Genomic DNA, 13,362 nt, shown 5'->3' on the forward strand with positions numbered 1-13,362 from the left:
CCTCCCTGTCGGATTGGTGTCCACAGTATATTTTTACCTTTCAGGTCAGGGATTAAACGCAAAAAAAAAAGAAAATCTCCGCAAAGATTTTCTCTACTCACGTCTTGTTTATAGTTTGTTGTTGAATTATTATGAACTGGATTCCCCTGTACACTCATGAAAAAGATGTGGTTTCAGCTTCTCTCCTGCAACAAGCTTCTGCACTAGTTCTGTGCCCGCAGCAGGTGTCATCTGACCATACCAGTCCCCTTGAGGGTATACGATAACAACCGCAGCATCGTGACAACGGCCATTACAACGAGTTCTGGTCGTATGAATATAAGCTTCTGCGTTTTGTTCACGGATTTCATCCCGAATTGCTTGTGTAACTTCTTCACCTTCATGCCGCATACACGTGCCTCCATTACAGATCAACACATGATGCTTCATCGGTTCCAATTCAAAAATAGCCATAGCTTCCCCTTTAATCAACGGTTGTTGGTTTATTCATGCTTATCTGGATAAAGAACAAGCTGTGCTTCCATCTGCCCGGCTTCAATCGTCAGCACGATAAATGAATATTCGTCCTCGCCGCGCTTGTCTGTCGGAGATCCGGGATTGAGGACAAGCAGGTCGTCCAACTTTTTGACAACCGGAATATGCGAATGTCCGTAAATCAGGCAATCCAGCATTTCTCCCTTAAACGTATTCAGCGCGATATTCTCTGTCGAGCCGCGCCAGCCGTGACCGTGGACCATGCCGATCCGTTTGCCCTCGACTTCAACGATTCTTTGATAGCCCAGACGCTCTACGATGTCTACTCCATCATTGTTTCCGGCAATCCCTTGCACAGGTGCAAATTCGGACAGCCTTTCATACACGAACCAGTCCGTCCAGTCTCCGGCATGGAGAATGAGGTCACTGCCTTTGAGCTCCTGTACAAGCCGACCAGGAAGCGCTTTGCCTCGGTGCGGCATATGAGTATCTGAAAGTACGATGATTTTCATTGCAATTCTCCTTACCGGCGTCTTTACACGGATGAACTCTGCTGCCCAACCCGCTGCTGAAGCGCCTGCTCCAGATCCCGCAGCGTTACTGTCTCGAAAAACGCCTGTATTTTCTGCTCTGCCAAGGTATATAATCCGTCCAGCAAAGCGTCGATGTTCTTGCCTACCTCGCAATTATGATTGCTGTCACTATGGATAGCGAACAGCGGGCCGTCGTCTTTGGTCGCTTCATATATCATTTTAAGATTAATATTGGAACTGGACATGCTCAGACGAAAGCCGCGTGCTCCTGGTGAGGAATCAACCAAACCAGCTTGCTTGAGTCTGCTCATGATTCTTCTCACAACCACCGGATTCGTATTGATACTGGAAGCGACAAGTGTCGAAGTCATCCGCTCCGGCGCTCCTTCAGCCAGAAAAAGCAGACAATGGATACTAACGGAAAAATGGGTACTCATGTTAACCACCTTTATATGTGTGCCTCATTAAATGTTTGTGTACATATGCATAGTCCCATCATACCACAATGAGAGGCACCGACACAGCGCTTACTGCACCTTACTCCGGAAAATAGTCATTTTCAGGGCGTACTCGCACCTTTAGCTGGCGGACGCTATACTCCAGTTGCTTAACGATGTCCTCCAGTTGGCGTCGGTCAAGTGCGTTATAATCGGCGGCAGGCTTGGGTGCGTTTTTCAAATCACGTATGGTTGCCTGCTGCTCCTGCCACTTGTCCATCAGGTCGGCTATATTCGCATAGAATCGTTCATAATCCTTTATCACTTCATCCAGAAAGGCGTCCACCTCGTCCGGATCATAGCCACGCATTTTATTTTTAAACTGTTTTTCATGAATGGAGAGCGCGTCCAGTTGAATCCCCAGTTGCTTAAACAACTGCTTTTGCTTATCCAGACGACGCTTCATATGTTCATCCATCGGTTATTCCCTCCTTAACACACTATTCTTTTTATATCACATTCTAGGCTGGGAATAAAAGTCTCTGCTGATTGCCTCCCCCGATGAACGGGTATAAAAGAGCATACGCACAGTATGTAAAGATTCATTCAGACCACGAAGGGGAGATATGATCATGAGCCAATTGAGCGATTCACAGCTTGCTGAGCTGAAGCATATGTTGCTGGAGCAGAAAAAGGATTTGGAAAGACATTTTAAACAAAACGATCAGGAAAACTCCTTGTTGGGAGAAACGCTGACGGATTCCATCGGGGAGCTATCTTCGTATGATAACCATCCGGCAGATGTAGGGACAGAAACCTTTGAACGGTCCCGTGATCTGGCCATTAACGATTCGCTGGAAAGCGAGCTGGATCAGGTCAATGCCGCCCTTCAACGGATGAAGGACGGGACATACGGCATATGTGTGAAAAGCGGCGAAGAAATTCCTTTTGAACGCCTTCAGGCGATTCCGCACACGGCCTATACGGTCGAGCATACTCCCAATCGCGAGTTATCTAATGACCGCCCTGTTGAGGAGCAGGTCATGACTTCCCCGCCCAAGGGTGCTGGTGAGGTTCGCCAGCGGAATGCAGGACGGTTTGACGATGCGGGCGCGTGGGACGCGGTGGAAGAATACGGTACGTCCAACTCGCCTGCCACAGCCGCCAAACGCGATGTTGCTGACTACGATGAAAATATGTAATCGTTGAAGACTTCACGCTTCTCTGTATGTCTATGTATTCATTTCATCTAAAAAAGCAGCTTGTCCCTGTGACAGGCTGCTTTTTTTATGCTTTCCGAGAACACGCTTATCCGGTTTATCCGATTTCTACCCGTTTCCGGCTGCGTGCTGACTCGATACAAGCGTCGATCACCTTCATATTGCTTACCGCATCTTCGGGTTCATACGGCAACGGAGCACCATCAAGCACCGCTTTGGCAAAAGCATCCGCTTGCAGCTCAAAGGAATTGAAGCCTTTAAGTCGTTCCTCCCGTGTAACCGAACCGACATGAACGAAAATTTGTGGTACGACAGACGATCTTTCCCAGCCAAACATTTTGGGCATCGCAATCGTGCCTTTACTACCCAGTACCTCCATATTGGAACGGTTCGCTGCCCACATGCCGCAATCGAAGGTGAGGTTCACCCCGCCAGGAAACTCCAGCAAGCCGGATGCCATCATATCAACGTTGTCGTGCTCGGGCGAATACAAGGCATGCACCGTCACAGCCTCAGGCTCCCGATCCAAATACATGCGGGCTGCCGAAATCGGGTATACGCCCACATCGTATAAGGAGCCGCCGCCCATGCTTTTATTGAAACGCACATTATCTGCCTGATCGGTATTGTTGAATGTAAATGTGCAATGCATGCCGCGAATGTCACCGATTTCTCCGCTATTGATAATTTCCTTAATACGCCGATGTTTTGGATGATAGCGATACATGAAGGCTTCTGCGAAGATGACTCCTGCGCTTTTACATGCTTCAATCATGCGACTTGTCCCGGCTGAGCTAAGAGAGGATGGTTTTTCGCACAAAACGTGCTTCCCCGCTTCCGCGGCCCGGATCGTCCACTCTTCATGCAGATGGTTCGGCAACGGGATGTACACCGCCCCGATTTCGGGATCAGCCAACAATTCCTCGTAGCTTCCATAGCTTTTCGGAATATCGAACTCCTGGGCGGCCTCAGCGGCTTTATCCGCATTGCGACTAGCAATTCCAAGTACTTCTCCGCGCTCGGATTGCTGAATCGCCGGAATTACAGCAATTTTGGCAATCTCGGCAGTGCCTAAAATTCCCCATTTCAGCTTTCTACCCATCATTCTCATCCTTTCGTGGTCAGGAATAGTTGTCTTGCTCCGCTTTGTGCAGCATACCTAAGCAACGGTCCAAATCGGTTTTGACCTGCTTCTTGTATAGTCGCGCTTTCTCCTCCCCATCATCTGTAAAATGATAGAGTACAATTTCCTGAAAATCTACGCGGGGATCTGTTCCTTTTAACCGTTTGGTACGGTAAAAAACGCCCTCCTGCACCAGCTCGTGCAGCGCCCGATAGACCTCACTCTGAGGCGGAACATATCCAAAACCACTAAACTCATCCTTCATCGATTCGAGCATCTGATATCCATAACCACGATGCTTCTCCACCATTGTGATCAGATAAATTTTGATAAAAGCCCGCTGGGATATCATAAACGCCATTTCACGGCCTCCTCTCCATACCATAGTCTTATATCTTACCTTCCATTATAAACCACTCAGCGCCCATACACTAATGATAGGTGGGATTTTCAATCTCTCCCTTGTGACCTGTTTGAAGTTAGGTGGAGATATAAAATGAAGCGTTGTGAGATAGTCGGCGAAGTGGTGGTCTGTAGTTTTTCTTTTACTATTATGAATTTTTCATATACTGAAATAATATAATAAAGACTAAAAAAATAGAGTTACAGATTACGAAGACTTTCTTAATTTCTTTAAGGCCGCCGTATCGTTACTTGTCAAAACGGGAATACATTCTGTTATTTTTTGGATATCCCAATTCCACCATTCTAGTGTTTTGAGTAGTTCAATAGTTTCCTCGTCAAACCGATAACGAATTAATTGGGCTGGATTTCCCCCTACAATAGAATAAGGCAAGACATCTTTAGTCACCACGGCATTTGACGCAATGATCGCTCCATCTCCTATATGAACTCCAGGCATAATGGTAGCATTGTAACCTATCCAAACATCGTTCCCAACCACGGTATCCCCTTTGAAACCTCCACTTAAATTGGGTAAACCAACTGCCCACTCTCCACCAAACGCCCCAAAAGGAAAAGTGGTAAACGCATTTGTATTGTGATTTGCGCCATTCATAATAAATTTGGTCTGGGTTGCAATTGCGCAAAACTTACCGATCTTTAGTTTGTCCCCTATAAAATCAAAATGGTAAAGGACGTTTTTTTCAAAATCCAGAGGATGATGTTGGTCGTCATAATAGGTATAATCCCCAATTTCGATATGTGGATTAACCACTACATTTTTCAAAAAACACAGACTTCTAATATTTTTCATCGGGAAAACGCTTCCTGGATCTGGACCACTCATTTAGCAACACCCCTATAATGTTATAGATTCACCTTAAATGAAAAGGCACGTCCAAGTCTAACAGTATGCATACCATTAAACAAATGGAGAAAATAAAAGTATCCCTCGGCCTTGTTACATGGGCTTCGGGATACTTTTTGTGAAAATATGTGATTGGGACTACCAAATCAGGCTTGCTTTTGCAAGGCTGGCGGGCCTTCGGCCGGGCGGGGACGAACTCGAAGCCCGACTATCCATTTTCCCAGAGGCAAACGAGCCAGCAGCCATGTGCCGGCAACGGAAAAGGCCATACAGAGAACGAACGAAGCCAGCGTACGAAGAACGTGGCTCCAGTCTGCAAACAATGTCTCGTCAAAATAGTACGTCACACGCAGCATAAAGGCGTGCATCAGATACGCTCCATAGGACAAGGTTCCGATGGCAGTCAGCAACCCCGCCGCACGTCCGCCCTTATGAGCAATCCACGTCGCTACACGATAAGCCACAAAAATAGACGTGACACAATATACAGCCATGACTGGACGCAGCAGAGACAAATAGTTAAAGGAAAAAACCGTGCCTCTCGGCGTCTGAAACAGACCAATCATCTCATACAGCAAGTAGCCTGTAATCACAATAAATAGCGGCCAATATACGATCTGCGCCTTGGTTACCCAAGCATTCCAGCGCTTGACGTTCATCCCGGCTGCTGCCCCTAACACAAAATAAAAGAAAAAATAAATCACATTCCGATCAGCGTAAATGGTGAACCAGGAAGTAACCACCGGAAGCTGGAGCCCATCCATCAATCGGTACATCGGCCCCACCGCGAACATGAGCATGATGTACACCACGCCGACTCCAGCCAATGCAGCGGGTCGCCATGTTGACGGTAGTAACGCTGACAAACGGCGGACAGCATAACGAAACACTGGGAATAGCACATAACACTGGATAATCATCACGATATACCACAGATGATAGCTGCTTTTCCCATTTAAAAGCTTCTGGAAAAAATCTAGCGGGTGAAGATGCCCTCCACTTTGGACTAGCTGATTTCCCAATTCGTATAAAAGAGACCATATGATATAAGGAACAATGATATCCATGAACCTTTTACGTAAAAACGTTCCGTACTTTAAAGCTCCATCATAATTGTAAAATAACACCATCCCGGTGATAAACACAAACACGGGAACTGCAAATTTGGAACACAGCAGTAAAAGTGTCATTAAAACTCCGTCCTGGATGCGCGCCCCCTGCGCAACCGCATAATGTGCGACGGAATGCTGAAGAACAACGGCGGCAAACGCCAGCCCTCTCAGCAAAGCGACTTCGGAAATTCTCTCTTTTTGACTCATGTCACTCTCCTGTTATGTCTAGAAATATATAAGTCTATTATAACGACAATTCTGTAAAAATATATAGAAGGATAAACGTGCCAGTGGCAAGCAAAGCTTCAATGTTCTCTAGTTTATTTAACGAGTGTACATATTGAAAAGCAGCAGCCTTCCCTTTCGGGGAGACTGCTGCTGTAAGCGTAAGCTATAAAGTTACAGGTTCCTTCTGGTATCTGTGTACGCATCTGTCCGGATATCCGCTACCGTATCATCATACGTTCTGTAACGATCCGCATTCAGAGAACGGTTGGTGCGGAAAATATCATATACATCCCTGTGATGATCAGCGGAATCCACCAGCACTAAAATCTTGCCCTGATCGACGTAGGTCTCGTATTGACGCGCATCATCTTCCGGAATGCCCAGCCCGACCAGTCCACCGACCAAGCCACCTGCTCCCGCTCCAACAGCCGCTCCAGTAAGGGTAGCCGCGATAGGTCCAGCCACGAGAATAGGTCCGATGCCCGGAATAGCCAAAGCCCCGATGCCTGCCAGCAAGCCAGCGACCCCGCCTACAACACCGCCTGTAGCCGCGCCTGTCGCCACACCCTCCGGTGCTTTGGTGCCTGTCTCTTCACTAATCGTCCTCAGCTCGTCCCGGTCACGTGTGATGACAGAAATTTCACTGCTTGGAATGCCTCTGCTTTGCAATTGTCCAATCGCACGAGATGCTTCTTGCTCTGTATCAAAAACACCGACAATTTTCTTTTCGTTATAATCGTTTAAGTTATTAGCCATGGTAGTTACCTCCCAATATTTTGGTGTTGAGTGGTTCGCCCTTCATTACCCCGCTGTTCTGACGTTTAAACGATTTTACGAAAATTCAAAAAGCCGATGAACGAAAACAGAGCTTCATTTCAAACCATTCTATAAGCTATACTGGAAAGTTACATATGGAGCCACTACGCAGTCAGATGGTGCTTCCCATCGCTGTTATCCCCGGATTTCCTGAATGAACGTTACTGCACCATTCTGCCTACTCCATTTTTATGTGAATTTTTCGAGTTCAGTGTTGATTTGGACAAAACAGCTGCTGTTTAACGCTTTGGCTTTGCTCTGTTGGTCGCCACGGCTTCCAACGGATCATCCGGCCAATAATGCTTGGGATATCTGCCCTTTAGATCCTTTTTGACCTCAAAATAAGCCTCGCTCCAGAAGCTGGACAAGTCGGAGGTCACTTGCACAGGTCGCTGTGCAGGTGACAGCAGATGCAGCACGATTGGCACGCGTCCGCGTCCAATACGCGGCGTATCACGCATACCAAACAACTCTTGTAACCGCACTGCCAGTGCAGGCGCCTCGGGATTCGAATAATCGACAGGAATACGGGAGCCGCTGGGCACACGGATATGCGTCGGCGCTTCCTGCTCAAGCTGCTGCCTTTGTTCCCAATCCAGTCGGCTCAGCAGCAGGGCGGCACCGTCCAGCCGTTGCAGATCGGATACATTTTTGGCTCCAAGGGCAAAGGGCAGCAGCCACGAGTCCAGTGAATCCAGCAGCGCTGGCTCCGTGCTGTCTGGCCAATCCTCAGGTGCCGAAAAGTGCATAAAAATCAAACGCGCCTGCAACTGGAGGGTTTGCCGATTCCAGGACAGCAGCTTTAGACCGCGTTCACGGACACCCTGCATCAAGGCGGCAGCGATTTCCTCTGTCGGAGGACGCTCATAGGACGTTTCCTTTAAAACGAGCGAGCCCAATTGTAATACCTTACGGGCTCTTACTGCTGACGCTGAGCTGTCCCAGTATACGTTCGCTTTCTCCAGCAGCAATTCGCTGCAATGCTCGATCAGCTCTTGCAGTTCAATCGGGGCCGCCAACTGAATGGCACCGTCCACTCCCTCGTCGTCCACTTCGGCGGCGACGAGGTAGGACGAACGCGACATCCACTCCACCTGTCGGAGTCGCGCTCCCCGGCCGCCGCTAAGCAGAAAGCGGCCATCTCCCCGGCCCTGCGCGATCCGGTCCGGATACGCAAAGGCCAGTAGCAGCCCGCAGGCCCCGGAGCCGTCAGGCTCGTCCTGCCCTGCGGCTGCTTTCGGCAGCGTAGCAAGTAGCTGCCGACTCTCCTGCACGATACGGCGAATCACCGTATCGTCTGCCGCCCGCAGCAGGCTGTGCGTGCTGCGGGCGTGAGCCGCCTCGCGCATGGCGTCCAGCCGCGGGCGTAAATCCGTTCCGCCATGGGCGCGGAACGGGTCCCGCTCTTGCAGCAGCGCAGCAAGGCGGCTGGCGGTCGGCGCCAGGCCGAGGGCGGCCGCGCGCAGCAGCATGTGCCCGAGGCGCGGATGCGCGCCCAGGGCGGACACCTCGCGCCCGTGCGCGGTAATGCCGCCTGCCGTGCCATCAGCTGCGGCATCCATGCAGCCGAGCTGGCGCAGCAGGCCCGTGGCCTGGTGGTACGCCGCCTCAGGCGGGGCATCCAGCCAGGCCAGCTCGGCTGGCTCACGGACGCCCCAGGCGGCCAGCTCCAGCGCGAGCGGGGCCAGATCCGCCGCCGCGATTTCCGGGCGGCTGGCATCAGGGAGCGCGGCATGTTCCTGCGCGCTCCACAGCCGGTAGCACACGCCCGGCTGAAGGCGGCCTGCCCGGCCGCGCCGCTGATCGGCGGAGGCCTTGGACACCTTAACGGTGGTCAAACGGCTCATGCCGGTTCGCGCGGAAAATACGGATTCCCGCGACAGCCCGCTGTCTATCACTACTGTAATCCCGGCTATTGTCAAGCTGGACTCGGCAATAGAGGTTGCCAATACGACCTTGCGGCTACCCAAAGCCGACAGTCGTATCGCCTCATCCTGCTGCTCCAGCTTCATACTGCCGTACAGCGGAATAACCTTGACGTGTGCAGGCAAATTCCTTGACGCCAGCTCACGTTCCGTTCTATGAATTTCTCTGGCCCCCGGGAGAAATACCAGCAAATCGCCTTCATGAGCATGAAGGGCCTTGTCTACCGTCTCTGCCATAAAGGATTCTAATGTGACCGATGAAGGCTTGGACAAATGAAACGTCTCTACCGGAAATACCGTGCCCGGACATTCCAGCAATGGAGCGTCCCCCAATAGACGGCATACAGGCTCAGCCTCCAGTGTCGCGGACATGATCAATATTTTTAAATCAGGCCGCAACAGTGCCTGACTTTGCAGGGCAAGCGCCAAGCCTAAATCTGCGTGCAGGCTACGTTCATGAAACTCATCAAAAATGATCAGGCCGATCCCCTCCAAAGCCTGATCATTTTGCAGCATCCGGGTCAGCACGCCCTCCGTAACCACTTCAATCTGCGTATTCGGCCCTACTTTTGTATCCATGCGAACCCGGTAGCCCACCGTCTGCCCGGTTTGTTCTCCTAGCGCCTTCGCCATTTGTGCCGCTGCTGCACGTGCCGCCAAGCGCCTTGGCTCCAACATCAATATTTTTTGCCCCGCCAGCCACGGCTCGTGCAGCAGTTCCAGCGGCGTAACCGTCGTCTTGCCCGCGCCCGGCTGTGCAATCAATACGGCAGCCGGATGGGATTGCAGCGCATTTTTAAGCTCGGGTATAATTTGAATGATAGGCAGTTGTTTATCTGTCAATGAAATCTCTCCAATGATACGCAGATGCGTAGAATCTAAGTGTTGTTTCTATATAAGCAACGAATTTGCTTCATTATTGTGAATTTTTCACTACCTGTAATTATCATGGTTTGAATGACGAAGCTCCGCTTCTATCCCTCCAATCGCTTACGCACAGCCGGCTCATATTCATAAAATACGGACGAAGCGTTCAGCCCTCTTTCCTCCAGCAGCATGCGTAGACGAAGCGATTTTTCAGTCAGCTTGCGACTAATGCGCTGTTGCTCTCCCGCCTCACGACAAGCATGGAGCAAATCGCGTAGCTGGACGCACTCCTTCTGCAATTGAAGCTCCTCCGGTAAAATGCCCGCATTTTTCAGTAGCTTGTACGACATACGCAGCTCCTCTGGAACATGTGATAAATCCTCAATAATCAGCGGTTTTCCTGCTCCTGCCAGATTATCAAACTCGCCTTTCGCCATGGCTTCGGTAATTTTTTGCTCGGCCATTCTGGAGAACATTCCCATAGATCAACTCAACTCCGTATAAGCATATGTACAACCATATTGGATCATAAAAATGGGTCCTTCGTCACTGTAGCATAAATCTCCAGAAGATGTCCTGCATTCATGGGGAAAAGAGGGAGGGATTACTCTTCTATTCCAAGCAATTGGGATACTTGTGTTCTATGTTTCTTGGCCCTACGTGTTCCGTGAATGAGATTGGACAATCGGCTAGGGGGTATATGATATGTCTCACAAAATGTTTTCTGGTCAATTTGTTTCTCAACCAGCTTTTGTTTGATTTTCCACCCAAAAGGGGTTACAGCATTGCGTTTATTCAACTTTATTACCTCCAGGTTAAATTTTGCTCTAATTATAAGTTCGCTAAGATTTTGATTTGCACGTTTGGTATTGATTCAAAAGATCATCCAGTTTCCTGGATTGTTCAATCACTTTGGGATGTGTTAAAAATCCGTATTTTTTCTGGACTTGGTACAGTCTTTTTCTGGCTCTCTCGACACGAAGTAAAGTCACACCTTGATTCATCATCAGCATGATTCCCCCTTCTGTGTCATATCCTAATGCAAAACGTAAACTTTTGGATTATTTAATCATACGCTCAACAAAAAAAATGCTTCCGGAACACTCCAGAGGCACTTTATGTCGATCTATGTTCATTTTGTAAAGGTACGAAACTCCCTCAACAAACAAACCCGCCAGCCGTAAGGTTAGCGGGTGTTGTTTGTTATTCTTCCGTTTAATAACCTCCATGTTGGTCATTAGGCTGAATACTAAGGTAGTGGTTATGAGCTTGATCCGGCACAATCAGAATAAACAAAAAGCTAGTTGCGACAATCAAAAGGAGCATTTTTTTCAACATTGTCTAACCACACCTTTTCAATAAAATTTAGGAATTGTGCCTTTCCTTCAAGAGCTAAGTTCATTCTGAAATGCAAGAACAGACCCATGCAGTTTATAATATAAGTCTCATTATTTAGTGTATGACACTTTAGAATGGAATACCACAAATGTTTAAATCCATCATTATACATACCCCGATACAAAAAATAATAGGCCAACTCATAGCTCAAACGTGCGGACTGCTCTGGGATTACTTGTTGAGTATACATATCAGCAGATGACGGTTGCTGTGAAAAAGACTCAATCTCGATTTCGAAACGCTGGAGTATGTCATCCACATCGACCTGATATCGGTTAGCCACCATCATAATGTTCAGTAGTTGGGTAACCCTATCTTCTACAGTTGTATTTGACGATGCACTCATATATTTAACATAATCATTTAACACATTGATATCTCCGGATAAAAGCTTATTCACTCTAGCATTAGCTTGTGACCAATGCTTGAACAAGTTAACCCAGTGTTGAGTACCCTCGTCCGTCTCTATGACCCAATCCAAATCTGCGTAGGCGTATGTAAATTGTAGAGCTTGTTGGTAATCGCCTTGAGCTTCACAGACACTGGCACACAATAAATCAGCATAAGCAATGTATCCGAATAGCGGGTTTCTTGTTTTCTTTTTAGACTCCTCACGTTTTCGTTTCTTCTGCCGATGCTTCATCGTATATTGAATTTCCGCTTTATCTCTCATTTTTCGAGCTGTTGCATCAAGCTTGTCCCACTGACGCAAAGAACGATACACATTCGCCAGATCTTTCAACGCATCAAGTTGATCTATTTCATCCAAACGTTCGACAAAGGGTTCAAATAGAGTAGCTGCCTTGAGATTTCGGTTCTGATCGTCTCCAATCTGAATCGTAAACAGACGATACTGGCAGATAGCTAGGCGTTCAGAATGCTGGTACTTTTCTACTTCTGCAACACTCTCATAAAGTATCTGCGTAGCCGCGTGTCGTCCCTGTGCGAATAGAGTCTCTGCTACGTCAAAGAGTTTCGGAGCATACAACGGATTGTCCATAATATGTCCAACCATTCGACGGATCGCATCCAGCTTGTCCAGCTCTCCACAACGATATAATAGTGGCTCGATTCGCCGCCAATTCGGGGGAAGGTCGATGATGTAATTTTCTATGTATAATTCGTAAAAATAGCCCTCCGGTAATCCCATGGCCAACGTGATTCGGTCAAGCTGTTGTACAGAAACAGGACGATGTTGAGTAATCCAATTACTGAGTGTTCTTTGATAAACACCTGAATATTCCGCAAATTGAGCCAAAGTCAAGTCGTTTTGTTTTAGATACTCTTCAAACTCCGCTAAAATCGTAGGTGTATGCTTCAAGTCATAACCACCCTTCACATAAAAATTCCATAATTTTAAAGATCAATTTCTATTTTTGTCCAAAAATTAACAACTGTCAACATTTTTTTTGCAACTCATGCGGAAAAACTACGTTTGGCATAATTTGTCCAAAAAGGACATGGTGACACGAACGAGAGGAGTGGAATTTAATAGACCATGGAAAAATTTCACACGTGGTTTGAATGCTTTAGAAAGCACGTGGGGAATGAAAAATAATGAATTAATTGAAGATGTCACTACTTTTTAATCCATAATAGGTTATTTTTCACTTTATTCAATATTAAAATAAAGGCGTTATCTGTGACTAATGAATTGCCCTCACAAAATTGCAATTCTTTTTGATTCAGCCTTCCTTATAAACCCATTCTTACTTTGAAGAAATACCACGAAACAATTGTAATTAATAAATATATTCCAAGAAACTTAAAACTGCCAATAACAAATGTGTTGAACAATTCTATAGGTACCTGTTTGTTATCCATTTCATCCTCCTGCTATTCGAAATTCGATTTCAGGATGATTTTACCTCTTTAGTACAAGTAGGTCGAGAGCAAAACTGTTTGACCCCGTCGTACCTCCCCCATGCACAACCTTTGCATTTCTTCGGCTGTTTTGGT

16 protein-coding genes are annotated in these 13,362 nt (G+C 47.6%); 2 read left to right on the forward strand and 14 right to left on the reverse strand.

Features of this window, described 5'->3' with window-relative positions; translation table 11 throughout:
* Positions 1 to 129: 129 nt before the first annotated feature.
* The 4 genes from E0698_RS02105 to E0698_RS02120 form a co-directional block, all read right to left on the reverse strand.
* On the reverse strand, positions 130 to 453 hold the full coding sequence (locus E0698_RS02105; RefSeq protein WP_134909965.1) for a (2Fe-2S) ferredoxin domain-containing protein: 324 nt from the start codon (positions 451 to 453) through the stop codon (positions 130 to 132).
* A 29-nt stretch (positions 454 to 482) separates the two neighbouring features.
* Positions 483 to 986 carry a metallophosphoesterase family protein gene (locus tag E0698_RS02110; protein ID WP_192510470.1) on the reverse strand — a complete coding sequence of 168 codons (504 nt, stop codon included), beginning with the start codon at positions 984 to 986 and terminating at the stop codon, positions 483 to 485.
* A gap of 23 nt (positions 987 to 1,009) precedes the next feature.
* The gene (locus E0698_RS02115) at positions 1,010 to 1,444 is read right to left on the reverse strand and encodes an Rrf2 family transcriptional regulator (protein WP_192510471.1); all 435 of its coding nucleotides are present in this window, start codon (positions 1,442 to 1,444) and stop codon (positions 1,010 to 1,012) included.
* Between the two features lie 100 nt (positions 1,445 to 1,544).
* Positions 1,545 to 1,922 (reverse strand): DivIVA domain-containing protein, encoded by a 378-nt coding sequence (locus E0698_RS02120; protein ID WP_014281231.1) that lies wholly within the window; start codon positions 1,920 to 1,922, stop codon positions 1,545 to 1,547.
* Positions 1,923 to 2,076: 154 nt separating this feature from the next.
* Here E0698_RS02120 and E0698_RS02125 point away from each other — a divergent pair, with 154 nt between their 5' ends.
* Positions 2,077 to 2,646: a TraR/DksA C4-type zinc finger protein gene (locus E0698_RS02125; protein ID WP_134909971.1), complete on the forward strand. Its 570-nt coding sequence runs from the start codon at positions 2,077 to 2,079 to the stop codon at positions 2,644 to 2,646.
* A 115-nt stretch (positions 2,647 to 2,761) separates the two neighbouring features.
* Here the strand turns inward: E0698_RS02125 and E0698_RS02130 are convergent, their stop codons facing one another.
* The 10 genes from E0698_RS02130 to E0698_RS02170 form a co-directional block, all read right to left on the reverse strand.
* Positions 2,762 to 3,766: a Gfo/Idh/MocA family protein gene (locus tag E0698_RS02130; protein ID WP_192510472.1), complete on the reverse strand. Its 1,005-nt coding sequence runs from the start codon at positions 3,764 to 3,766 to the stop codon at positions 2,762 to 2,764.
* Between the two features lie 19 nt (positions 3,767 to 3,785).
* Positions 3,786 to 4,148, reverse strand: coding sequence for a helix-turn-helix transcriptional regulator (locus E0698_RS02135; protein ID WP_014281229.1), 363 nt, complete (start codon positions 4,146 to 4,148; stop codon positions 3,786 to 3,788).
* Between the two features lie 249 nt (positions 4,149 to 4,397).
* Positions 4,398 to 5,036 carry a CatB-related O-acetyltransferase gene (locus tag E0698_RS02140; RefSeq protein WP_192510473.1) on the reverse strand — a complete coding sequence of 213 codons (639 nt, stop codon included), beginning with the start codon at positions 5,034 to 5,036 and terminating at the stop codon, positions 4,398 to 4,400.
* A gap of 167 nt (positions 5,037 to 5,203) precedes the next feature.
* Positions 5,204 to 6,376: an acyltransferase gene (locus E0698_RS02145; RefSeq protein WP_192510474.1), complete on the reverse strand. Its 1,173-nt coding sequence runs from the start codon at positions 6,374 to 6,376 to the stop codon at positions 5,204 to 5,206.
* Positions 6,377 to 6,568: 192 nt separating this feature from the next.
* The gene (locus tag E0698_RS02150) at positions 6,569 to 7,153 is read right to left on the reverse strand and encodes a general stress protein (protein ID WP_192510475.1); all 585 of its coding nucleotides are present in this window, start codon (positions 7,151 to 7,153) and stop codon (positions 6,569 to 6,571) included.
* Positions 7,154 to 7,452: 299 nt separating this feature from the next.
* Positions 7,453 to 9,981 carry an ATP-dependent helicase HrpB gene (gene hrpB, locus E0698_RS02155; protein WP_192510476.1) on the reverse strand — a complete coding sequence of 843 codons (2,529 nt, stop codon included), beginning with the start codon at positions 9,979 to 9,981 and terminating at the stop codon, positions 7,453 to 7,455.
* 131 nt (positions 9,982 to 10,112) lie between these two features.
* Positions 10,113 to 10,487 carry a DnaJ family domain-containing protein gene (locus E0698_RS02160; RefSeq protein WP_192510477.1) on the reverse strand — a complete coding sequence of 125 codons (375 nt, stop codon included), beginning with the start codon at positions 10,485 to 10,487 and terminating at the stop codon, positions 10,113 to 10,115.
* A 122-nt stretch (positions 10,488 to 10,609) separates the two neighbouring features.
* Complete coding sequence (locus tag E0698_RS26560; RefSeq protein WP_044649082.1) at positions 10,610 to 10,804, reverse strand: hypothetical protein; 195 nt, start codon at positions 10,802 to 10,804, stop codon at positions 10,610 to 10,612.
* Between the two features lie 43 nt (positions 10,805 to 10,847).
* Positions 10,848 to 11,009 (reverse strand): aspartyl-phosphate phosphatase Spo0E family protein, encoded by a 162-nt coding sequence (locus E0698_RS02165; RefSeq protein ID WP_192510575.1) that lies wholly within the window; start codon positions 11,007 to 11,009, stop codon positions 10,848 to 10,850.
* A gap of 296 nt (positions 11,010 to 11,305) precedes the next feature.
* Positions 11,306 to 12,724, reverse strand: coding sequence for a helix-turn-helix domain-containing protein (locus E0698_RS02170; protein WP_192510478.1), 1,419 nt, complete (start codon positions 12,722 to 12,724; stop codon positions 11,306 to 11,308).
* Positions 12,725 to 12,863: 139 nt separating this feature from the next.
* On the opposite strand from E0698_RS02170, the gene E0698_RS27285 reads away from it, so the two are divergent.
* Positions 12,864 to 12,992, forward strand: coding sequence for a hypothetical protein (locus E0698_RS27285; RefSeq protein ID WP_273041338.1), 129 nt, complete (start codon positions 12,864 to 12,866; stop codon positions 12,990 to 12,992).
* Positions 12,993 to 13,362: the final 370 nt, after the last annotated feature.

It is taken from the genome of Paenibacillus sp. 23TSA30-6 (assembly GCF_014858585.1).
Lineage (GTDB): Bacteria > Bacillota > Bacilli > Paenibacillales > Paenibacillaceae > Paenibacillus.

What these genes read in the sequence shown, in the direction of transcription:
- E0698_RS02105 (WP_134909965.1), bottom strand. Translation starts at nt 453, where the DNA reads ATGGCTATTTTTGAATTGGAACCGATGAAGCATCATGTGTTGATCTGT.
- E0698_RS02110 (WP_192510470.1), bottom strand. Translation starts at nt 986, where the DNA reads ATGAAAATCATCGTACTTTCAGATACTCATATGCCGCACCGAGGCAAA.
- E0698_RS02115 (WP_192510471.1), bottom strand. Translation starts at nt 1,444, where the DNA reads ATGAGTACCCATTTTTCCGTTAGTATCCATTGTCTGCTTTTTCTGGCT.
- E0698_RS02120 (WP_014281231.1), bottom strand. Translation starts at nt 1,922, where the DNA reads ATGGATGAACATATGAAGCGTCGTCTGGATAAGCAAAAGCAGTTGTTT.
- E0698_RS02125 (WP_134909971.1), top strand. Translation starts at nt 2,077, where the DNA reads ATGAGCCAATTGAGCGATTCACAGCTTGCTGAGCTGAAGCATATGTTG.
- E0698_RS02130 (WP_192510472.1), bottom strand. Translation starts at nt 3,766, where the DNA reads ATGGGTAGAAAGCTGAAATGGGGAATTTTAGGCACTGCCGAGATTGCC.
- E0698_RS02135 (WP_014281229.1), bottom strand. Translation starts at nt 4,148, where the DNA reads ATGGCGTTTATGATATCCCAGCGGGCTTTTATCAAAATTTATCTGATC.
- E0698_RS02140 (WP_192510473.1), bottom strand. Translation starts at nt 5,036, where the DNA reads ATGAGTGGTCCAGATCCAGGAAGCGTTTTCCCGATGAAAAATATTAGA.
- E0698_RS02145 (WP_192510474.1), bottom strand. Translation starts at nt 6,376, where the DNA reads ATGAGTCAAAAAGAGAGAATTTCCGAAGTCGCTTTGCTGAGAGGGCTG.
- E0698_RS02150 (WP_192510475.1), bottom strand. Translation starts at nt 7,153, where the DNA reads ATGGCTAATAACTTAAACGATTATAACGAAAAGAAAATTGTCGGTGTT.
- E0698_RS02160 (WP_192510477.1), bottom strand. Translation starts at nt 10,487, where the DNA reads ATGGGAATGTTCTCCAGAATGGCCGAGCAAAAAATTACCGAAGCCATG.
- E0698_RS02165 (WP_192510575.1), bottom strand. Translation starts at nt 11,009, where the DNA reads ATGAATCAAGGTGTGACTTTACTTCGTGTCGAGAGAGCCAGAAAAAGA.
- E0698_RS27285 (WP_273041338.1), top strand. Translation starts at nt 12,864, where the DNA reads ATGGTGACACGAACGAGAGGAGTGGAATTTAATAGACCATGGAAAAAT.